General features: G+C 43.9%; 17 protein-coding genes and 1 pseudogene. 2 read left to right on the top strand and 16 right to left on the bottom strand.

The annotated features are described in order from the left end of the window. Positions 1 to 366: 366 nt before the first annotated feature. The 16 genes and pseudogenes from AAA938_RS19705 to bshA form a co-directional block, all read right to left on the bottom strand. Positions 367 to 960: a precorrin-2 dehydrogenase/sirohydrochlorin ferrochelatase family protein gene (locus tag AAA938_RS19705; protein WP_338230586.1), complete on the bottom strand. Its 594-nt coding sequence runs from the start codon at positions 958 to 960 to the stop codon at positions 367 to 369. Positions 961 to 1,187: 227 nt separating this feature from the next. Beyond that, a complete protein-coding gene (gene cobA / locus AAA938_RS19700) occupies positions 1,188 to 1,958 on the bottom strand; it encodes a uroporphyrinogen-III C-methyltransferase (protein WP_338230584.1) in 771 nt (256 codons plus the stop codon). Continuing rightward, positions 1,955 to 4,054: a nitrite reductase gene (locus tag AAA938_RS19695; RefSeq protein ID WP_338230583.1), complete on the bottom strand. Its 2,100-nt coding sequence runs from the start codon at positions 4,052 to 4,054 to the stop codon at positions 1,955 to 1,957. Before AAA938_RS19695 ends, cobA begins: the two co-directional genes overlap by 4 nt. A gap of 375 nt (positions 4,055 to 4,429) precedes the next feature. Next, positions 4,430 to 5,689 (bottom strand): sulfate adenylyltransferase subunit 1, encoded by a 1,260-nt coding sequence (locus AAA938_RS19690; RefSeq protein WP_338230581.1) that lies wholly within the window; start codon positions 5,687 to 5,689, stop codon positions 4,430 to 4,432. 289 nt (positions 5,690 to 5,978) lie between these two features. Continuing rightward, on the bottom strand, positions 5,979 to 6,875 hold the full coding sequence (cysD, locus tag AAA938_RS19685) for a sulfate adenylyltransferase subunit CysD (protein ID WP_338230580.1): 897 nt from the start codon (positions 6,873 to 6,875) through the stop codon (positions 5,979 to 5,981). Positions 6,876 to 7,073: 198 nt separating this feature from the next. Next, a complete protein-coding gene (locus AAA938_RS19680; RefSeq protein WP_338230578.1) occupies positions 7,074 to 7,778 on the bottom strand; it encodes a phosphoadenylyl-sulfate reductase in 705 nt (234 codons plus the stop codon). Then, the gene (locus AAA938_RS19675) at positions 7,747 to 8,025 is read right to left on the bottom strand and encodes a DUF2061 domain-containing protein (protein WP_338220747.1); all 279 of its coding nucleotides are present in this window, start codon (positions 8,023 to 8,025) and stop codon (positions 7,747 to 7,749) included. Before AAA938_RS19675 ends, AAA938_RS19680 begins: the two co-directional genes overlap by 32 nt. 73 nt (positions 8,026 to 8,098) lie before the next feature. Next, positions 8,099 to 8,515 (bottom strand): RrF2 family transcriptional regulator, encoded by a 417-nt coding sequence (locus tag AAA938_RS19670; RefSeq protein WP_338230576.1) that lies wholly within the window; start codon positions 8,513 to 8,515, stop codon positions 8,099 to 8,101. Between the two features lie 221 nt (positions 8,516 to 8,736). Continuing rightward, the gene (locus AAA938_RS19665) at positions 8,737 to 9,870 is read right to left on the bottom strand and encodes a DUF4221 family protein (protein WP_338230575.1); all 1,134 of its coding nucleotides are present in this window, start codon (positions 9,868 to 9,870) and stop codon (positions 8,737 to 8,739) included. A gap of 66 nt (positions 9,871 to 9,936) precedes the next feature. Then, entirely contained in the window at positions 9,937 to 10,206 is a 270-nt protein-coding gene (locus AAA938_RS19660) for a hypothetical protein (RefSeq protein ID WP_338230574.1), read from the bottom strand. Positions 10,207 to 10,588: 382 nt separating this feature from the next. Beyond that, positions 10,589 to 10,770 (bottom strand): annotated as a pseudogene (locus tag AAA938_RS20325) (hypothetical protein); the annotation flags it as partial. 181 nt (positions 10,771 to 10,951) lie between these two features. Further along, entirely contained in the window at positions 10,952 to 12,004 is a 1,053-nt protein-coding gene (locus AAA938_RS19655; protein WP_338230571.1) for a BF3164 family lipoprotein, read from the bottom strand. 614 nt (positions 12,005 to 12,618) lie between these two features. Further along, positions 12,619 to 14,505: a molecular chaperone HtpG gene (htpG, locus tag AAA938_RS19650; protein ID WP_338230569.1), complete on the bottom strand. Its 1,887-nt coding sequence runs from the start codon at positions 14,503 to 14,505 to the stop codon at positions 12,619 to 12,621. Positions 14,506 to 15,485: 980 nt separating this feature from the next. Continuing rightward, positions 15,486 to 16,319: a Rossmann-fold NAD(P)-binding domain-containing protein gene (locus AAA938_RS19645; protein WP_338230567.1), complete on the bottom strand. Its 834-nt coding sequence runs from the start codon at positions 16,317 to 16,319 to the stop codon at positions 15,486 to 15,488. A 230-nt stretch (positions 16,320 to 16,549) separates the two neighbouring features. Then, positions 16,550 to 17,176, bottom strand: a complete 627-nt coding sequence (locus AAA938_RS19640) for a sterol desaturase family protein (RefSeq protein ID WP_338230565.1) — start codon at positions 17,174 to 17,176, stop codon at positions 16,550 to 16,552. A 103-nt stretch (positions 17,177 to 17,279) separates the two neighbouring features. Then, on the bottom strand, positions 17,280 to 18,416 hold the full coding sequence (gene bshA / locus AAA938_RS19635) for an N-acetyl-alpha-D-glucosaminyl L-malate synthase BshA (protein ID WP_338230563.1): 1,137 nt from the start codon (positions 18,414 to 18,416) through the stop codon (positions 17,280 to 17,282). A 317-nt stretch (positions 18,417 to 18,733) separates the two neighbouring features. Here bshA and AAA938_RS19630 point away from each other — a divergent pair, with 317 nt between their 5' ends. Continuing rightward, positions 18,734 to 19,774: a quinone-dependent dihydroorotate dehydrogenase gene (locus AAA938_RS19630; RefSeq protein WP_338230561.1), complete on the top strand. Its 1,041-nt coding sequence runs from the start codon at positions 18,734 to 18,736 to the stop codon at positions 19,772 to 19,774. A 51-nt stretch (positions 19,775 to 19,825) separates the two neighbouring features. Further along, positions 19,826 to 22,321, top strand: coding sequence for a DNA translocase FtsK (locus AAA938_RS19625; protein ID WP_338230559.1), 2,496 nt, complete (start codon positions 19,826 to 19,828; stop codon positions 22,319 to 22,321). Positions 22,322 to 22,352: the final 31 nt, after the last annotated feature.

Here is a 22,352-nt window from a genome sequence, read left to right as displayed (position 1 = left end):
CTGTTTTCCCCACTTGATTGAGTCAAGAAACCCACAGGCCCAGCACCGCTTTTTTTGAAGTTTTCATGAAACAAAAAAACCTTATTGAAACTGGTTTCAATAAGGCCCTTGTAAATAATTTATTATCAGATGATTAGATGGTGTTTCACCAACTATTTTTGACCATTAGATCGTATTTCAAATAGGCAAAAGTCTGAAATCACATTTTATCTTCCGAAAACGTGAAAAAAATCACATAATCGGAACTTAAGATGTGATTTTCTACCTAATCGACCAGAAGTGAACATGTGACAAGACCTCTAACCCACCTATGACATACCACTTCTAAAATCTTGATACCAGCTACTAGATACCGAAATCTTGTGTCTAATGTCTTGTGTCTAACATCTCTTTCTTCACCAACCCCTCCGTCACCTCATTCATCGCCTTGACTTTGTACTCAAAATCTCCTTTGAGCGTGGCCCGATAAGCATTGAGATTTTCGAGTAAATCATCAATCTCATCAGGAAGTACTTCCTCAAGCAATTGCCGGAGTCGCTTGGCTGTGGTGGGCGATTTTCCATTGGTGGAGATGGCAATTTTGAGATTTCCCTTGGTCACGATGCCACCCAGATAAAAGTCGCAAAGCTCCGGTGTATCGGCTACATTAACCAAAAGAAAGCGTTCCTTGGCTTCACCCCGGATTTGTCGATTCACTGATTTGTCATCCGTGGCCGCAATGACGATATGTTTGCCTCCTAGGTACTTTTCATGGTAGGAATCTTCAATCAGGGTAACCGTTTCTTTCCCCTCCGCGAATTCCAAAAACTCAGGGCGGAAAAACTTGGAAACCACAGTCACTTGAGCCTCTGGGCTTGACTTAAGCAGAAATTCCAGCTTTTCAGTTGCCACAAATCCTCCACCGATCAGGAGTACGTTGAGCTCGTGGACTTTGAGGAATATGGGATAGAGATGGTTCATTTTTTAGAGATTTTAGAATAGAAATACAGTTGAAATACTTAGAAATAAGCTCGACTTCGTCGAGCGAAATAAATTGACCCTTGCATTTCTGAAAATATCTTTATTGTCAGCCTGAGCGGAGTCGAAGGCCTTTTCTTCTGAGATGCAATATTTCGCGACCATAGGGAGCCTATTTCACCGAGCAAAGCGAGGTATATTTCCATGGTATTTCACAAAGTGTGTTTCTATCATATTTCCATTTTCACAAATTCCCTGTAAATCTCTGCCAATCGCATACTTTCCCGCACGACTTCACCTACAATGATTACTGCCGGAGCTTCAACTTGATTTTCCAATGCTTTTTGCTCGATATCATGAATGAAACCTGCGGTAATTTTCTCTTCCCGAGTAGTTCCACTTTGGATGATGGCTACTGGTAGGTGGGACTTTCCAGCTTTTCGATAGGTATTTGCAATTTCTGCCAATTTTTTGGTGCCCATCAGAATGACTACTGTGGCAGTGGACTGAGAAGCAAGAGCTAAATCATGGGAAAGCTCCCCCATCGTCGTGGTTCCTGTCACTACCCAGAAGCTCTCTGAGATTCCTCTTTTGGTCACTGGAATTCCCGCATTCGCCGGAACGGCAATGGCTGAAGTAATCCCAGGAACCACAGCAGTTGGAATACCAAATGCCTCGATATACTCGATTTCTTCTCCGCCTCTGCCGAAGACGAAAGGATCTCCACCTTTCAGGCGGACTACATGCCCGTGTTTTCTGGCCAATTCCACACAGAGTTGATTCGTGTCCTCCTGTGGAGTGCTGTGCTTTCCGACTCTCTTTCCTACGAAAATCTTCAAAGCCGTAGCCGGTGCATGCTTCAGCAAAACCGGGTCAATCAAGGCATCATACAAAACTACATCAGCCGTATTCAAGGCCAAAATCCCCTTCAAAGTCATCAGTTCCGGATCTCCGGGACCAGCACCAACGAGCGTTACTTTTGGATGTATATTAGTTCTCATGCTTCTACCTCCTCTTCCCGATAGGTTTTCAGCAATCCGTAGATTTCCATCGCTTGCTTGGCGTAAGCCTTGGCGAATTCTTCGCTTGGTTCCTGCTGATTGATCTGATAGACTTTTTCGGCAAAGGTGCCTTCCAGTTGGATTTTGCTGGTTTCGACAAACTTCTCGTCAAACAAGCTGATGATATTCGCATAGCTGTTGGTGCTTATGTCTTCGCTGAGCAAAAGTGCCTTGGCGGCATTGATTAGCCCGGCATAGTGGTGGTAAATGCTGTCTGACCATCGACCCTGTTCGAGTGCTTCCTGGCCTAAATCGAGCTTTTCCAAAGCTTCCAAAAGTAAGGTTGCCACCAAGTCAATCACCACACCCGCGCATTCACCTACTCCAACGGCCACCTCGTAAGCTTCCTGATGTCCCCAATCTACTGAATCGGATTCAGTCACGGTGGAGGCATCGCTGAGCTCCTTGAGCAAGTCGTAGAAATACATTTGCCCTTGCTGATCGTAATAGCCCAGGAAGTCTTTTCCTCCGGCATTTTTCTCAAAATCTTCCAGCAAAACCCGCAAAGCCTGAGGGCCTCGACGGCTCGGGATTTTGGTTACTTTATCCGCAAATCGCCCGTTTCCATCGCCTAAATTTCCTCCTCCCAAAAGCACTTGAAGTGCAGGAATTACGGTTTTCCCGGCCTTCATGGACATTCCCTGAAAGCCAATGTGAGCCATGTTGTGCTGTCCGCAGGCATTCATGCAGCCGGAGATTTTGATGACCAATTCCTGATTTTTCAAATACTGAGGATACTCCTGCTCGATTACTTTTTCCAGCTCTTTGGCAATTCCTGTTGAGCTGGCAATGCCCAAATTGCAGGTGTCTGTGCCCGGGCAGGCAGTGATGTCTCCAAGAGAATTGTATCCACGCTGAGCGAGGTTGATTTTCTTTAGTTCTTGATAGAATAATGGAACTAAATCCTCCCGGACATCCCGAATCAGGATATTTTGTCGAAGGGTAAATCGAACTTCTCCCGCAGCATACTTTTCCACCAAATCTGCCAAAGGCCTAGCCTGATTTAAATAAAAATCCCCTAAAGGCACCCTAACCCCAATCGAAACGTAGCCTTCCTGCTTTTGCGGGAGCACATTGGTCAGTTTCCAAAGCTCAAAGTCCAAACCCAAGTCGGAGGAATTGACTTCAACTCTTGGAGGATTGGGAAGGGCAGGAGCTTCCTGATCTTCGAAATGGAGTGGAAAAGATTGGAATGGAAGTGCTTTTTTCTCTTTTTCTACCAAGTCCAAAAAGGCTTCAATTCCAATTTCCTTAACCAAGAACTTCATCCGTGCTTTATTTCTTCTGGCTCTTTCCCCATGCCGGTCAAAAATCCGCAATACCGCCTCGATAAAGGGAATCAGGTGATCGGTCTCCAAAAACTCCGTGATCAGATCTCCATGGCGAGGCTGCGAACCCAAGCCTCCGCCCAGCAGGACTTTGAAGCCACGAACCTGCTTTCCATCCACTTCCTTTTCTTTTGGGATAAAACCCAAATCGTGCATGTAAGCCAAGCCAGTGTCTTCATCGGAGGAGGAAAAAGCCATTTTGAATTTCCGGCCCATTTCCTGGCAAATCGGATTTCTCAGGAAATACCTGAAGGTGGCATCGGCGTATGGAGTCACATCAAAGGGTTCTTTCGGGTCGATACCGGCAGTTTCTGAGGCAGTGACATTACGAACCGTATTGCCGCAAGCTTCCCGAAGTGTGACGTCATCCTTCTCCAACTCCGCCCAAAGTTGCGGAGTACGATCCAAGCTCACGTAGTGAATCTGAATATCTTGTCTTGTGGTGATGTGTAGCCTACCCGTGGAATACTCTTCCGAAACCTTGCAAATTCTACGCAACTGAGCGGAGGTAGCTCTTCCATAAGGAAGTTTGATGCGAACCATCTGCACCCCTTGCTGACGCTGCCCATAGACACCCCGTGCTAGACGAAGGCTTCGGAATTTTTCCTCATCGATCTTTCCCTCCCGGAAAAGAGCAATTTTTCGCTCTAATTCGATGATGTCCCGTTCTACTAGCGGGTTTTCAAGTTCGGTTCGAAAGCTTTGCATAACTGATTAATTTTTAAATCCTATCGGGTTTATAGGTTATAGGTTTTTAGAAAAAGCCAAGACATGGTCATGGCTGGGGTTAGTTCGAATTTCTTTGCCTTAGTTCAAGTCTTCAGACTTGGACTGCTTTGACTCCCGTCATGCTATTGATTTTGGTTGGTCTAAGTCAGGAGACTTGAACCATTCCAAGGTTAAATGATCGCGGTTCAAAGTTTTGAAATATCGAATGTTGAACGCAGAATGATGAATGTCGAAGTCAAGTGTCTTGAAACTTGATACTGAAATCTAGCTATTCTTAGGTTGGTCCAAGTCAGGAGACTTGAACCAGCCTAGTCTATTTATGGAGTCTTTTGTCTAATGTCTAGCTTCTTGCCTCTACTCAATAAATCCCACCGAAACCGTATCAAAACTTCCTTCATCGATCAGAATAAAGGCCCCGTTGGATTTATTGCCTTGGTAGGAATCGAAGTGAACAGGCTTACTCAGTCTCAGTTGAACTTTCCCGATATCATTCAATTTCAGTTGTTCTGATTCTTCTGTACCGGAAAAGTCAGCATGAATTTTTGCTTCAATCTGTTCCACCTTGGCCAAAACCCGATTCACACCATGTTGGAGAATATACTTTTGGCCCACCCGGAGATTTTTGGAATTGACTTGGCAGAGGGTTGCTGAGATAGTTTTTTCACTGCTTGGTTCTTCTCCGACTTTGACAATCATATCTCCACGACTGCAGTCTACTTCATCCGCTAGTGTTACCACAATCGATGAACCAGCAGCAGCACTTTCCAATTCCTGATCAAAGAAGTGAATGCTCTTGATAGTAGATTCATTTCCGGAAGGTAGGACAGTCACCCGGTCGCCAACGCTTAGAGAATTGCCATAGAGTTTTCCAGAAAAGCCTCTGAAGTCATGAAAAGCTTCCGTTTTCGGGCGAATCACCAATTGAACAGGAAATCTGGCAGTCGTGCTTTCCTGCAAATCTTCAGGTTCTAATACCTCCAAATGATCCAAAAGTGTGTTTCCGAGGTACCAAGGCATTTCCTCTGACTTGCGGGTTACATTTTCTCCCTTTAAAGCCGAAAGAGGAATAAAGGTGATTTGCTCCTCTGAGAAGTCGCTTTTCTCAACCAAAGCATCAAAATCAGACTTGATTTTCAAAAAGACATCCTCGCTGTAATCCACCAAATCCATTTTATTGATAGCTACCACCACATGACTCATGCGGAGGAGATTGGCGATGAAAAAATGCCGATAGGTCTGCTCGATGACACCTTTGCGGGCATCAATCAGGATGATGGCGACTTGGGAAGTGGAGGCACCGGTCACCATGTTTCGGGTATATTCCACATGCCCCGGAGTATCCGCTACAATGAAGTTGGTCTTATCAGTATTGAAATAAATATGTGCCACGTCGATGGTGATGCCCTGTTCCCGCTCGGCTACTAGTCCGTCGGTGGCTAGGGAAAAGTCCAAATAGTCGTAACCTCGCTGACGGCTGTTTCGCTCAATCGCTTCGATCTTATCCGTGGTCAGGGAATGCGTATCGTACAGCAAACGCCCGATCAGGGTGCTTTTGCCATCATCTACCGAGCCAGCGGTAGCGATTTTGATTAGTTTTCTGCCTTGTATGTCCATTTTTTATTTTTTTGAAATATTGTGGAAATGGAATGAAATACAGTAGAAATAGATGGAAATAGGCCTCACTGCGTTCGGCGAAATACTTCGCCGCTGTCCTGCTTTTCCCCTGATAATCATCGGGGCAGGACCTTTATTGATTCTAAGAAAGCTGCTTCTGGAGAAGCAGCATAACCAACAGGCCTTTATTTCGTCCCGCTTGCGGGACCTATTTCTAGGGTATTTCTACTGTTTTTCTACTGTATTTCTTTTTTCTACTTCTTGTTACTTGATACCAGCTACTTGATACTCAAAAGTACCCAACTTTCTTCCTCGTCTCCATCGCTGCCTCGGATCGCTTGTCGTCGATTCTCGCTCCCCGCTCGGAGATGGTGGATTCTCGGATTTCAGCGACCACATCATCCAATGTTTTTGCCTCAGAAAGTACAGCCGCCGTACAAGTCATGTCCCCAACGGTTCGAAAACGAACCCATTTTTCGGTGACCTCCTCATGGGCTTCGCGGTACACGTGCTCGTTTGCCGTCCAAATCATTCCGTCCCTGAAAAACACCTCCCGCTTGTGGGCAAAATAGATGCTTGGGATTGCAATATCCTCGGTGCGGATATATTCCCAGACATCGAGTTCTGTCCAGTTGGAAATCGGGAATACCCGAACGTTTTGACCTACGTGGATTTTGCCATTTAGCATGTCGAATAGCTCCGGGCGCTGGTTCTTTTCATCCCATTGGCCAAAATCGTCACGGACAGAAAACATCCGCTCTTTGGCACGAGCTTTTTCTTCATCTCTTCTTGCTCCACCGATACAAGCGTCAAACTTGAATTCCTCGATGGCATCCAAAAGGGTCGTAGTCTGTAGGGTATTCCGGCTGGCGTAACGGCCTTTTTCTTCACGAACTTTCCCCTGATCAATGGAATCCTGTACGTTTCGTACAATCAATTCCAATCCCAATTCCTTGACCAACTGATCCCGAAACTCGATGGTCTCGGGGAAATTGTGCCCGGTGTCCACATGAAGGAGTGGAAAAGGGATTTTGGCGGGGAAAAAGGCCTTTTGGGCCAGTCTCACCAAGGTGATGGAGTCTTTTCCCCCGGAAAAAAGCAAAACCGGACGCTCAAACTGCGCCGCCACTTCCCTCAGGATGTGGATCGATTCTGCTTCTTTGGGGTTAGGTATAAATAGGTTCATAGGATTTACAAATTAAGAAGTACGATGCTTCGACTACGCTCAGCACAGGTTTACGAGCTTGTGTGAGGCATCTAAACCTTGTTTCAAATAGTTACTGTATTTTATGATTCTGGTAATATTCCAATTTTTCAATAAAGAATGTTGAACATCGAATATTGAATGCCGAAGGTTCATCGGACATCCGACATCCAGCATCGGTCATCGACTATGAAGCCCACACTCCTTCTTCGAGTCTTCCCACCACCATCTTCCGGCTCTTGCGTCTTCGCCTGGAAGGATCGCCCGGGTACAGGGCGCACAGCCAATGCTGACAAATCCCTGATCATGAAGCGGATTATAAGGAATTCTATGCTCTGCGATGTAGGCGATCATTTCGTCAAATGTCCAATCCAACAAGGGATTGTATTTGATGATCTGATTGGATTCATCCCACTCGATCCGCTTCATCTCGCTTCGGTTGGCACTTTGCTCGGCACGAAGTCCGGTCACCCAGACGGCATTCCCAGCCAAAGCGCGCTTTAAGGGCTCAACTTTTCGGACAAAGCAGCAGGATTTGCGGTTTTCGACTGATTCGTAGAAGCCATTGATTCCATGCTTGGCTACCCAGTTTTCGACCGAGTCGCGTTCGGGATAATAGACTTTGATTCGGGTTTTGTATTTGCTTTCGGTTCGGGATAGGAGCTCCAAGGTCTCCGGAAATAATCTGCCTGTATCCAGAGAAAATATCTGAATGGGTAAGTTTTGAGAGGCAATCATCTGAGTAATTACCTGATCCTCCTGACCCAAGGAGGTCGAGAAAACTACTTTACCAGGAAACAGATCTGCCAATAAGGCCAATCCTTCACCTGGGCTGAGATCTTTTACCTGTGACTCAAGATCGGACAAGTTCTGCTTCAGGCTCATCTTTTTTGGTTTTTGTGACATTCTCCCATACCCGCTCATGGACATAATAGAGCAGAATTTTTGTGACTACCTCTACCGAACCGATGGACACCGCCATGACCAGCTGCCCGGTAATGATGTAGGAAATGACCATGGTGTCCAAGGTGCCTACTATTCTCCAGGAGATGGACTTGGCTATGCTTTTCAGATTGGAATCCGTTCCTTTTTTGGAAGCGAACCATTTTTTGAGAGGTTGGTCTAGAATCATGCAGATACAACGGTATAGGAAAGCAAAAGTATATAAACCCTATAAAAATTATAGACTTTATATGGAAAAAATTTTATTCTCCCTGAAGAATATCCTCTAAAGTCTTGTTTTCCAATATTTTAAGGGTTTCATCTCTGACTTGGGCCATGACCTTATTGATCCCACATTGGGTCTCATCCTTGCATTCGGCGCAGGGTTCGTAGTAGTTGAGACTGACACAGGGTAGCAGAGCAATGGGTCCGTCGAGTAGTCGAATCACCCGGGAAAGCGGGATGTCTTTCGGTTCTTTGATGAGGTAGTAGCCCCCGCCTTTTCCCTTTTTGCTGCCGAGGTAGCCGGCTTTTCGGAGCTCAAGCAGGATGTTTTCCAAAAATTTATGAGAAATGCCGTGTTCCTCAGCAATATCATGAATCAGGACGGTTCCTTCGTCTTTGTGTTTGCCCAGGTAAGTGAGTGCGTGGAGGGCGTACTTGGTCTTTTTGGAAAGCATAAACAAAAATAACCCAATTCTCGGAATAGCCTAGCACGGAAGTGGGGATTGGAGTTACCCTTTGAGGTTTTAAAAACCTCGAAGATTTGATTCCTAGGAAAACAAAAAAGGCTCTCGAGTCCTGATAGCTACCAGAATGAAAAGCCTCAAAGGTCGATACTTCCATAAAATAAAGCCCCCAAGGGATTTGAAACCCTTGGAGGCTTAGCCGAGTAATCAAGTCAATTCACCACCTTATCCAATTGGATCAAATCGCCTTTTATCCAGTTTTCATCATCTTGATTTGCTCCATTGTAGCTGATCCAAAGTCCTTCTGAGGTCACAAAGGAGAATCCGACGTTGTACACATTTTCCTTAGGGAGAAAAAGATGATCCAACACCTGAAGGTCCTTGTCCAATACCGTCAGGCAAATCCTATTGTAATTGACATAATGAAAGTTCTCTTCGGTGGAATTGGGCCTTGGGGGGCTACTCAGTCGGTAATACAGATTCCGATATGGGTCAAAGTAAATTTTATAATAAAATGGGTTCTCCCGCATAAAGGCCTGTTTTTGGGATACGCTCATGGAGCCAAAAGGAATGTCATCTGCTTTTGCTTTCTCCCAAGAAGGATTGATCTCAAATGAAGTTACTTTCTGAGTTTGAAAATCGTATCGGAAAATAAACGGACTACCGGAAAAGAGGTAAGTAAAGCCAGATTTATCCAATGTGCCTGAAGTCAAAAATAGCTTACTCAGATCCAATTTTTTATCCCAATATTGCTCGGGCAGGTGAATCGGTAAGGATTTGGATTTTCCGGTTTCCAGAGAATAGGAAGCAAAGATCCGTTTCTTTTCCGGTTGATTAAAGGGCATGAAATAGAGTAGGATTTCCTTATTGACTGGATGATACAATAGTTGCGAAGCAAACTCCAGGGAAGGACTGTTTGAATAGACCTCACTTTTTTCATTGGAGGGGAAACCTGCCAGGAAGTCGGTGTATCTGTTTTTCAATTCGCCCTTGGAGTTGACAAGAGCAACAGAAAAGTTTTCCTCCGCCAGAAAAATAGAATCCCGATTATGGAAATAAAAAGTCCGGATATCATTGACCGCATTTGGGCCATCGAACTCAAGCTTTATCCGGCTTGCTACCGAGTCTGATTTTAAATCGACAATGTCCAAAGAGTGATTGAATGAATTGAACAGAAACAATGAATCGTTCCTGACTTGGTTAAAAAAGTAAAACTGGGCTAGTGAATTGCCCGTGGAGATGATTTTGGGCTGAACAGTATAATTCAGTTTCCTTTCCTTGGAAATGGGCTGGGAACAAGAAAAAATAAAAGGGATTATGGAAATAAGGGAAAGAATTCGATTCATTGAAATGTATATTTGGTTACAAATGAAGGTACTCAACCCAGTTGAACTGAGTTGAGTGTTTTAGATTTAGCAATTGCCAATAGGTTTCTTCTTTGATCTTGCGCAAAATTCTGAACTCTGAACCGAACTGCAGTATTTTCCAGTGTCATATGGACAATCAAAATAATACCAATCAGTTTTTCCTGACCCTGATTCTTCTAACTCTTCATCTTGAGCATAAACTGGGGTAAAAAAAGAATTAAAATTGGATCCTTTTTCTGATACTAAATTTAGAAGCAAACTAAAACCAAACGACATAATACAGAAGGAGGCGAAATAGAGAGTTTTCTTTTTCATGATTTAAATTTTTTTAGGATTGACAAATTGATTAAAAAGCCCGCCGCGCGATGAACTTGAACTAAACATACTGCCCCCCCCCCCCTTTCTATTGTCAAGAAGAAACGAATAATTTTTTTTCAAAAAATCATAACTAGTTGATAATCAATCCAATTATTTTTAGTTCACGGAATAGTTCAATTATTAACTCGTTGAAATACAATTTGTTAATAGGTAATCATTTTTTAGGTATCAAGTCCGATTTATTGTAAATCAACCGTAATAAAAGAAAATCCCCGACCAAAGCCGGGGATTTGTAAAACCTTTGGGGTTTCGAAAACCTCACTGGTTTGAAGTTTATTAAGACCTTCAGGGTTCTTGAAAACCCCAAAGTTCTCTTGGATCAAATCATCTCCACACTTCGCTTCACGAAGGCAGTCAGATCTTTTCCAGTCAACAAACCTTGGGAAAGTTTCGCCAAGTCGAAGGCTTGCTTGGCCAACCGCCCTTTTTCTTCTTCAGATCGGCCTTTAGAACTTTGTCTAACAAATGGTGGTTTCCGTTGATGGCGACTTTGTAGCTGTCAAACTCCATCCACTTCCAATTACTCTATTACCGATGCTTACCGAATTAGCTGAGTGCGTGGAGGGCGTACTTGGTCTTCTTGGAAAGCATAAACAGAAATGACCCAATTCTCGGAATAGCCTAGTACGTGGGTGGGGAAAGAAAAATTCTGTTTAATCCTTTCAAAACAGAATTCCACTTTTTATTTCAAATCAAACTTATACAAATTAGCTTTTCCATCATCTACATATCCGATTAGGTAAGAGTCATCTTCGTGAGCAGCAATAAGCATGACATCTTTTTCCAAATTAAGGATTTTGATCGCATTTCCTTCCCAGTCGTATACCAAAACTCGATTGCTTTTCTGTGGATATTCAAATTCCCAAGGCTTGTCCTGGTATAATACATAAATATGCTCTTTTGAAACAGATGTACTCAGATTTCCGAACCGATTCTCTTTTTTAATGGCTGCACTGGAAGAGCCTCCTGAGGATTCATCTTCAAATTCAGTAGGCCAAAAGTGAAGGGATTTATAAACTTCAGCTTTTCCATTTTTATTCATTCTGATCAAATCCATGTTGAATGAAAATACAGAAGTAGCTAATAAAAGCGGTTTATTAGGGTTTTTGTAAAATCTCGGTTGGTAAGCCATAACCAAAGTATGAGGAGAAGTGGCCTCAAACTGCTCTTGGAAAGGAAACCTTCCGAAGTTAGTTACCAATCCGTTTTTGGATTGCTGAGAATAAAGTTGGTCGAAAAGTCCAAATCCAATAAATTGATCCACATCAATTTTTGCAATTCCCAAATTGGAAGAATTGAATCCGGAAACTACGGAATGCGGCTTGGGGTCTTCAGAAGAAAATAGAATACTGTCAAGATGATATTCTTTGAAATTGTTTTTTCTGCTTTCGTTGATCCCAATCCAATTTCCTCCACCTGTACTGTAATTTAGATAAGTTAAAGTATTGAATTCGTCAGGACCCTCACCTCGCTTTCCAAACCTCTTAACCAGCTTGTCATTTGAAATATCAATTACTTTGTAGAGATGATTCAAATCTAAATCAAGGACTATCAATATATTTTGAAAAAGGAACATGTCTTCTACTCTAAAAAGAGAATCTGAGATTTCTAGTGGGCTCAAAGACACCGATTCCTCGAGGGAGAAATCATCGAGTGGGTCTTTGATCAGGTTTGGGCTGCTACATGCCCAAAAAAAGAAGACAGCTGATCCTATAGCAAGAAGGTATTTTCTCATGTGATATCAAGACTGAGATTCTATAAATAACTATTCCGGAAAAACTTCCCCGGAATAGTTCAGAAACACTTTGTTATGGGATTCTAGGACAAGCTACCTTGAGTCCATCAAATGGATACGAGATACCTTCTCCTCCCCCGGGTCCTGGATATATTACTACCGCACAGCGCTGCATGCTATTACTGAGGCAACAAACATATGCCGTATCGGCGTTGGATTTTGGAGTAAAGAAAGCAAGGCTAAGCAAGCCAAAGGCTAAAAGGGAAAATATTTTTTTCATGATTTTAAGAATTTAAGTTTAACAAATTGATTAAAAAGCTCGCCGCGCGTTGAACCTGAACTAAAGATAGTCCCCCCCCTTTCTTTTATCAAGAAGAAACGAATAATTTTTTTTTCAAAAAAAATCATAACTAGTTGATAATCAATTCAATTATTTTTAGTTCACGGAAAAGTTGAATTATTAACTCGTTGAAATACAATTTGTTAATAGGTAATCATTTTTTAGGCATCAATTCCGATTTATTGTAAATCAACCGTAATAAAAGAAAATCCCCGACGAGTGGCCGGGGATTTGTAAAACCTTTGGGGTTTTTGAATACTCCAAAGGTCTCTCACTAAATCATTTCCACACTTCGCTTGACAAAGGCAGTCAGGTCTTTACCAGTCAGCAAGCCCTGAGAAAGCATCGCCAAATCAAATGCCTGTTTGGCTAGCTTCAGTTGGGCTTCTTCGCCATCGGCTTTGAGGATTTTGTCCACCACGGGATGGTTGCCGTTGATGGCGACTTTGTAGCTATCAGGAAAGCTGCCGTAGAAGCTCATCGGTCCGCCTCCGGTTTGCGCCATGTCTTTCATACGGCGCATCCACTCTTCCATGGTGATGGTCACGGGCATTTCCTCAGGACTAAGGCCTTCGATCTCCACGCTGTAGTTTTTGTTGTTAATCGCCTTTTCGAAGAGTTCCTTCACGGATTTGCTCTGATCTTCGGTCAGGAGATTGGCATAGGTGGAGTCTTTTTGGATCAGTTTTTCCACCACATCGGCATCCACTCGCTTCAGCTGAGTCTTTTCGATTTTGGTCTCGATATGCTGGATAAAGTGGCTGTCGATCGGAGAATCGAGCACCAAGACGTCATAGTCTTTTTTATTCGCAGAATCGATAAATCCGTCCTGCTTATTGAGATCAGTAGCATAGAGGTAGACTAACTGATCGTTTTTATCGGTCTGCACCGCTTTCACTTTTTCACGGTATTCATCGAGCGTGAAGTACTCGTTTTTGGTGTTTTTGAGCAGGGTAAACTCTTTGCCTTTTTCGTAGAATTTCTCCTCGGAAATCATCCCATACTTCACAAACAGTCCGATGTCATTCCATTTCTCTTCATAGGCCTTTCGGTCTTTTTTGAAAAGTTCGGAAAGTTTGTCGGCCACTTTCTTGGTGATGTAGTTGTTTATTTTCTTCACGTTGCCATCAGCCTGCAAGAAGCTTCGGGACACGTTGAGCGGGATATCCGGAGAGTCGATCACCCCGTGAAGCAACATTAAGAACTCCGGCACGATGTCTTTCACCTCGTCAGTAATAAATACCTGACGACTGAAAAGTTTGATCTTATTTCGCTGAAGTTCGAATTCGTTTTTGACCTTCGGGAAATAAAGAACCCCGGTCAAATTAAACGGATAGTCTACATTGAGGTGAATCCAGAAAAGCGGATCCTCGCTCATCGGATAGAGACTCTTGTAGAATGCGAGGTAGTCTTCGTCCTTTAGATCGCTTGGAGATTTGGTCCAGATAGGGGAGGTGGTGTTGATGATATTGTCCACTTCCACGGACTTCCATTTCTTTTCTCCTTTGTCATCTACTCCGTCTTCTACTGATTCGCTTTTGGTGCCAAACTTGATCGGAACTGGAAGGAACTTGCAGTATTTGTCCAGGATGCCCTGAAGCTTCCACTTGTCGAGGAATTCTTCTGAATCTTCGTTGATGTGAAGAATCACGTCGGTTCCTCGGGTCTTTTTCTTTCCTTTTTTGATTTCAAATTCGGTACTGCCGTCGCAAGTCCAGATGGCTGGTTCGGCGCCGTCCTGATATGAAAGCGTGTGGATTTCCACGTTTTTGGCCACCATAAAGGCGGAATAGAAACCCAAACCAAACTTACCGATGATCTCGTTGGCGTCCTTGGCATCTTTGAATTTCTCCACAAACTCCGTCGCACCGGAGAAAGCAATCTGATTGATGTACTTTTTGATCTCCTCGGCAGTCATCCCGAGACCTTTGTCAGAGATGGTGATGGTTTTCTTTTTCTCGTCAAAAGAAACTTCTACCGTAATGTCTCCCAATTCGCCTTTGTACTGACCCAAAGTAGCCAATCGCTTGATTTTTTGGGTAGCATCGACGGCGTTGGACACGAGTTCTCGAAGGAAAATCTCGTGATCGGAGTACAAGAATTTTTTGATGATGGGGAAAATGTTCTCGGTATGAATCGAGATCGTACCTTTTTCCTGCATGGTATAAATCGGTTTAGTAGTTACAAAATATTGACGGAGTGTGCATATCAATGCCCGTTCCAAGCGTGAAAAAGTGACAAGATGGCATTTTTAAGTTGGCATTGGGCTGTCGCAGTTGGCAGGGTTGAAAGTCAGAAGCATGAAATCAGAAAGCTGAAAAATGGTTGATTGCTCACAGATGTCACAGATTTTCACAGATGGTATTGATCTGTGTTCATCTGAGACATCTGTGAGAAATATTTCAATGCAACTTCTTAGTGCCTTACTGCCTTTGTGGCAAATAAGAAAAATCCAAAGTGAAAGTCAGCTGCAAGAATCGGAGACCTGAAAAGTTATTGATTGCTCCCAGATGACACAGATTTTCACAGAGGGTATTGATCTGTGTTCATCTGAGAAATCTGTGAGAAATATTGCAATGCAACTTCTTGGTGCTTTACTGCCTTTGTGGCAAATAGGGAAAATCCATAGGATCCGGGAAACTAAACTGAAAATCAGCTGCAAGAATTAGAAACTTGAAAAGTTATTGATTGCTCCCAGATGACACAGATTTTCACAGATGGTATTGATCTGTGTTCATCTGAGAAATCTGTGAGAAATATTGCAATGCAACTTCTTAGTGCCTTACTGCCTTTGTGGCAAATAAGAAAAATCCAAAGTGAAAGTCAGCTGCAAGAATCGGAGACCTGAAAAGTTATTGATTGCTCCCAGATGACACAGATTTTCACAGAGGGTATTGATCTGTGTTCATCTGAGAAATCTGTGAGAAAAATTTATATGCAACTTCTTAATACCTTACTGCCTTTGTGGCAAATAGGGAAAATCCATAGGATCCGGGAAACTAAACTGAAAATCGGCTGCAAGAATTAGAAACCTGAAAAGTTATTGATTGCTCCCAGATAACACAGATTTTCACAGAGGGTATTGATCTGTGTTGATCTGAGAAATCTGTGAGAAATATTGCAATACAATTTATTAATGCCTTACTGCCTTTGTAGCAAATAGGGAAAATCCATAGGATCCGGGAATTCAAAGTCAAAACCCGTACTCAGGATTTTGGCTGAATCAATCAAACGATCATTTCCTTCGGGTTCATTTTGATAGCTTGCCGGTGGTGCAAAGCCCAATTCGGCCGCGTTTTTTTCATAGATATCCCTTCGCAGCGGATGGATGGGAGCTACTCCGTTGAAGGTCTCATTCCATAGTTCCTTTTCGATGATCCAGGTGAGTAATCGAACGGCATCCTGCCGATAAATATAATTCACTCGGGTCTGTCCGGCCACGTTTTCCTTTCCGGAAAAGTATTTCCCAGGAATTCGGTCATCCCCCAGCAATCCTCCAAACCGGATAAGGGTGAGGTCATATTTTTGGTCTTTGGACATCATCTGCTCGGCCTTGAAAATCGTCTCGTTGCCGGTATTTTCCAGAGAAAGGGGAAAGTCCTCCCCGTACTTTTCGGGAGAATTTGCCTCGGGATAAACTCCCGTGCTGGAAACAAAAATCACCTTTTGAATGGGGGAATTATCGATCAGACTTTTCAGATACTTGATCTGCTCAAGGTGGAAAAGTCCATCACCGGATCGGGTTCGGGGAGGGATATTGACTACCAAAATCTCTGACTGAAACAAGGCGTTAAAACCTACTCCCTCCGGATGGGGATTGAGTGAAAAGCGGATGGCTTGAAGGTCTTTTTGGGAAAGTTTTGCCTTTTTTTCTTCAGAGGTAGTGGAGCCTAGGATTTTATATCCTTTTTCCCTCAGGTGAAAGCCCAAAGGCTCTCCGATCCATCCCAGGCCGATAATTGATATAGTTGTCATTATTTTTTTGTCACTAAGGCTCAAAGGCGCAAGGCTAGTTATTGGTTATTGAGTTATCGGGTTTTATTCGTTTAGGGTTCGGTGTTCATAGTTTTACTATCGAGTGTCGCTGTAATGAACATCGAAGTAAAAGGTCCAGTGAATACGAAGTTTTCTTTCTGGAATCCTTAGTGTCTTTCCGTCTTTGTGGCAAGCCATCAAACAAAAAACCTCCCAAAGGGAGGCTTGTATTAATCTTTTTTAGGCATGGTTCCCAGGATATAGTCCCAAAGAGGAGAACTTACTCCAAAGGAAGTATCCGGATCTTTGTAGTGGTGAATCGCGTGATTGACCCACAAAGCTTTAAAGAAGTTTTTTGGAGGATTGTAAGCATGTACGATATAGTGCACACCCAGGTAAGCTGTATACCCCAAAAGAAATCCGGGAAGGAAGTACAAGGCATAATCTCCCATAATCAGATTGAATACGAGATAGAAAATCGCCGCATAAGCTGCACTTACAAATGGAGGCATAGCCAATCGGTCCTTGTCCTTAGGATAATCATGATGTACCCCATGCACAGTATATTGGAGTTTATCTTTCATCGGGGTATTGGGCTCCATGTGGAAGAAATGCTTGTGCATCATGTATTCCACAAAAGTGAAAGCCAGCAAACCTGCCAGCAAGACAATCATCCCAACCCACAAACCAATCTCCGTAGAAGTCACTGCATAGTAAAAGGAAACCGAAGAAATCGCTACGAAAAGCGTAATCGGCACCATAATGTGGGTTCTGGAGATTTTCTCCAGAAGGGGATTAGAAAACATTTTGGCTGAACCGAAATTATCCGGCTTGTCCAATCTTCCAATCTTTTTCATAGTATTCAGTTCAATGATCTGTTTTTCGTATGAGTAACAACGCCACAAAGGTAAGGTTTTTCAACTTTTAAAAATTAAGCGCTGATTGATTTAAATCATATTATTAAACCGTACTCAGGGTTTTTGCAATGGTTTCCTCATAATAGGCCACATATCGGGGAAGAATCTGATGGATATCAAATTCTTTGGCACGATTCAAAGCCCGCTCTTTGAAACCGGGAAGATTTTCATCTGCAAGAATGATTTTTGCCTTGGCAGTCATGTCTTCCACGTCACCCACCGCACAGGCAAATCCGGTCTTTCCGTCCAGATTGAGTTCTGGGATACCTCCCGCATTGGATGAAAGGACAGGCACCTCACAGGCCATGGCTTCAAGGGCTGCCAGTCCGAAACTTTCCTTTTCCGAAGGCATCAAAAACAAATCCGACACAGACAAAACTTCTTCTACCGCTTCCAATTTTCCCAAAAAGCGGATGTCATCGCAAGTGCCCAAGGTGCGGCAAAGACGCTCCATCCGGTCTCGTTCCGGGCCATCACCTACCAGAAGCAGTTTGGCTGGGATTTCTTTTCGGATATTGTAAAAAACATGGATCACATCCTCTACCCGCTTTACCTTCCGGAAGTTGGAGGTGTGGACCAATAGTTTTTCCCCATTTGGGCAAATGGCCAGCTTGAAATGTTCCTTTCTTTGCTTTTTGAATCGCTCTAAGTCAATGAAGTTGGGGATGACTGCAATATCCCGCTTGATGTCAAAATACTCATAGGTTTCCTTTTTCAAATCCTCGGATACCGCAGTGACTCCGTCAGATTGATTGATGGAAAAGGTGACCACCGGTTCATAGCTTGGATCTTTTCCTACGAGTGTGATATCTGTCCCGTGAAGTGTGGTGACTACAGGGATTTGTATGCCTTCTGTCCTCAAAATCTGCTTGGCCATATAGGCTGCAGAAGCATGTGGAATGGCATAATGCACATGAAGAAGGTCGAGATTTTCGTATTTGACCACGCTCACCATCTTACTGGCGAGTGCAAGTTCGTAGGGAGCAAACTCAAACAGCGGGTAGCTTTTGATATCCACTTCGTGATAGAAGAGATTTTCGCTGAAAAAATCCAGCCTCATGGGCTGCTTGTAGGTGATGAAGTGGACTTCGTGGCCGATTTTGGCCAATCCCTTGCCCAATTCCGTGGCTACTACACCACTTCCCCCAAACGTGGGATAGCAAACAATTCCTATTTTCATAATGGCGCCGATGAGGCTTTTTTTACCAGCTTTTAAACACGCTAAAGCGTAATTTTTGTTCAAAATAAAAGAATTTTATACAACCTCCCTTGAATGCCAGTTTGTTGCAGCAAATCAAGGACGGCATTTGGGGCTGGTTTTTACCTCCGGTTTTGCCCTACTTCTCACCAAAATTTGATTTTGATTGCCAATTAGTGATTTGAGCCTAATTGAGCGATAGGAGAGGGAGTGGGAAAAGGGCTTCCTCTTTTTTTATTCTGATTTTAGGGCAAGAGGGGATATACTTTATCTTTGAGCTTTGATCCAAATTCTCAGCCGTGTACAAGTCCATTCTGAAGCCTTTGCTTTTTTTGAAAAAACCAGAGGATGCCCACCATTTCACTTTCGATCTCACCAAACTTACCTTCAATCTGCCTATTCTGAGCTCTTTGCTGGAATCCGGATTTGAGTTGGATGATCCTAGACTGGAGCGGGAGGTGTTTGGATTGAAATTCAAAAATCCTGTTGGGCTGGCTGCTGGCTTTGACAAAGACGCCAAGCTGATCGATGAAATGGCCATGCTGGGTTTTGGATTTATCGAGATCGGAACCCTCACTCCAAAGCCTCAGGAAGGCAATCCTCAGCCCCGGCTATTCCGTCTTCCCCAAGACAAAGCTTTGATCAATCGCATGGGATTCAATAACGGAGGAGTCCTCGAAGCGGTAGAACGGTTGAAGAAGAGAAAGTCTAAGGTCATTGTGGGAGGGAATATTGGTAAAAACAAGGTCACTCCAAATGAGAAGGCTGTAGACGATTACCTTTTCTGTCTGGAAGCTTTACATCCTTACGTCGACTATTTTGTGGTCAATGTGAGTTCTCCCAATACGCCCAACTTGAGGGATTTGCAGGAAAAAGAGCCACTAAAAGCACTGCTCACCGCCGTGAAATCAGCCAATGATTTGAAAAAGCAGCCCAAACCCATTTTATTGAAAATCGCTCCGGATCTGACCGAAGGGCAATTGGATGATATCATTGAAATTGTGCAAGAGACCAAAATTGACGGAGTGATTGCGACCAATACCACAATTGACCGTTCGGTTTTGAGCACTGATCCGGCTGAGGTAGAAGCAATCGGTGCGGGTGGAGTAAGCGGAAAAGTCCTAGGAAAGCGAAGCACAGAAGTGATCCGCTACCTCCATACTCACTCCAAAGGGGCTTTTCCGATCGTTGGGGTAGGTGGAATCTTTTCCCCTGAAGATGCAATAGAGAAGCTGGAAGCCGGGGCAAGTTTGGTTCAGATCTACTCGGGCATGATTTATGAGGGACCGGGAATAGTAAAAAAGATCAAAAAAGGACTTCTGGCATATTTTTCACGGTAAGTTGTCTTTGTGTAGCCTTTTGGCTTAAATTAAACTCGTACTTTCACCTCAATGGCGTCCCCAAGCTCCCGCACTAACACCTTTCGCAAAAAATCAGAGAATGTAAAGAAAAGCCCTAAAAAGCCTTCTGGACCTGGATTTTCCTTGGGTAAATTCCAATTCAAGCAGTTGGCCTTGGTGTCGGGACTGAGCTTGATTTCCATCAGTATTTTTTTGGTGATCGCGTTTATTTCTTATTTGCTTAATGGACCCGAGGATCAAAGTTTGGTTTTCAACAATCCTGATCAGGCCGTCCGAGAAGCTGCCCGTGCCTCCCAAAATTGGCTGGGTTACTTTGGGGCCCAAGTTTCGCATTGGTTGATTTATCGCTGGTTTGGTATCGCAGCATTTCTTATTCCTCCGTTTATTTTCTTTTTGGGCTTCAGATGGACCTTTAAGTTTTCCTTGGTTTCACTGACGCGCTACACGGTCTTTTCCCTCTTCTTTATTGTATGGCTAGGATTGTTGATTGGTTATCTGGTAATCTTGGTAGAGGGGTATTCCTATTGGAGTTTCATTTCCGGAGGATTGGGCTATGAGTTGGCCAAGCTTTCTGCGGATTTTCTGGGAATGGGAACCTTTATCCTGATTGTTGTCTCCCTCCTGATCTTCGTGGTTCTTTTCTTTGGGATAGATCAATTGAATATGTTTTCTCCAAAATCCGAATCCGAGATCGATAATTTAGAAGAAAATATTTCTGAATCCACCGCTAAAAATCCATTCTCTTCAGAGGAAGATCTGGAAGAGGAGGAAGATATTTTGGATGATGGAAGTGCATGGGAGGTGAAAAATCTGGAGATCGAAAAGGCCTTGGATTTGGAAGATGAACTGGAGGATCCAGAAGAAGAGGAGCCAGAATTGGAGGAGGACATTTTCGATGTACCTCAGGTAAATCTTCTGGATGAAACTGTAGGAAAAGCCCCTCAGGAGCCAATTGCAGGAAATTTCACCGTGCATAAGGCTGTTCAGGAGGAAAAGACGGCTGAGGAAGTCGAAAATCTTGATCCCTACGACCCTACCCTCGATTTGCCTCGGTATCAGTATCCCACGCTTGACCTGTTGAATGAGTACGACGTCAAAAAGGTCACCGTGACCCGTCAAGAGCTGGAGGAGAACAAGGATAAAATTGTGACTACGCTGGAGAATTTCCAGATCGGGATTCAGGGTATTCAGGCGACCATTGGTCCTACGGTCACTTTGTATGAGATTGTTCCCAATCCGGGAGTCAAAATTTCCAAAATCAAAAACCTGGAGGATGACATTGCCTTGAGCTTAGCGGCTTTGGGAATTCGTATCATCGCTCCCATCCCGGGAAAGGGGACGATCGGTATAGAAGTCCCAAACAAAAACCGAGAGCTCGTACCAGCGCGTGCAGTGATTGGGACGGAGAAATTTATGAAGTCGGACAAGGACCTTCCTGTGGCTTTGGGAAAGACCATTGCCAATGAGGTTTTTGTGGTGGATTTAGCCAAAATGCCTCACTTGCTGATGGCTGGGGCAACCGGACAAGGGAAGTCCGTAGGATTGAATATGATTTTGGCTTCTTTGATTTATAAGAAGCATCCTTCCCAGTTGAAATTCGTCTTGGTGGATCCCAAAAAGGTAGAACTGACCCTTTTCAACAAAATCGAAAGACACTTCCTAGCCAAGCTTCCCGGTTCGGAAGAAGCCATCATCACGGATACCAAAAAGGTCATCTACACGCTGAACTCCCTTTGTATCGAGATGGATAACCGATACAATCTGCTCAAGGATGCCGGATGTAGAAACCTCAAAGAATACAATGCGAAGTTTATCGCCAGAAAGCTCAATCCCGAGAAAGGACATTACTTCATGCCGTACATCGTCTTGGTCATTGACGAGTTGGCGGACTTGATGATGACAGCCGGAAAGGAGATCGAGGGTCCGATTGCGCGTCTGGCACAATTGGCTCGAGCGATCGGGATTCATTTGGTGGTAGCTACCCAAAGACCTTCTGTCAATGTGATCACGGGGATCATCAAGGCCAACTTCCCGGCTCGTCTTTCCTTCCGGGTTACTTCCAAAATTGACTCACGAACTATTCTTGATGCAGGTGGTGCAGATCAACTGATCGGGATGGGGGATATGCTGCTTTCTCAGGGCTCGGAGATGATCCGTCTTCAGTGTGCATTCCTGGATACCCCGGAAGTGGATGCCATCTGTGATTGGATTGGAAACCAAAAAGGATATTCCGATGCTTACCTCCTTCCTGAGTTTGAGGGAGAAGAGGGAGATGGCTCCGCTGCGGATGTAGATCTTTCAGATCGGGATCCATTGTTTGATGATGCGGCGAGGCTGATTGTCCTTCATCAGCAGGGAAGTACTTCTTTGATTCAGCGAAAGCTGAAGCTCGGCTACAACCGGGCAGGTAGGATAGTGGATCAGCTGGAAGCAGCGGGTATTGTGGGGCCATTTGAGGGTTCTAAAGCGAGGGAGGTGCTGATTCAGGATGAGGCTAGTTTGGAACGGTTATTGAATAGCTTGTAAAAGCCTAACAATCCGTTTCTACCACTCAATT

This window comes from Algoriphagus taiwanensis, from assembly GCF_036245645.1.
GTDB lineage: Bacteria > Bacteroidota > Bacteroidia > Cytophagales > Cyclobacteriaceae > Algoriphagus > Algoriphagus taiwanensis.
Note: the sequence above shows the minus strand (reverse complement) of the source record. Positions and strands in the feature narration are given on the sequence as shown.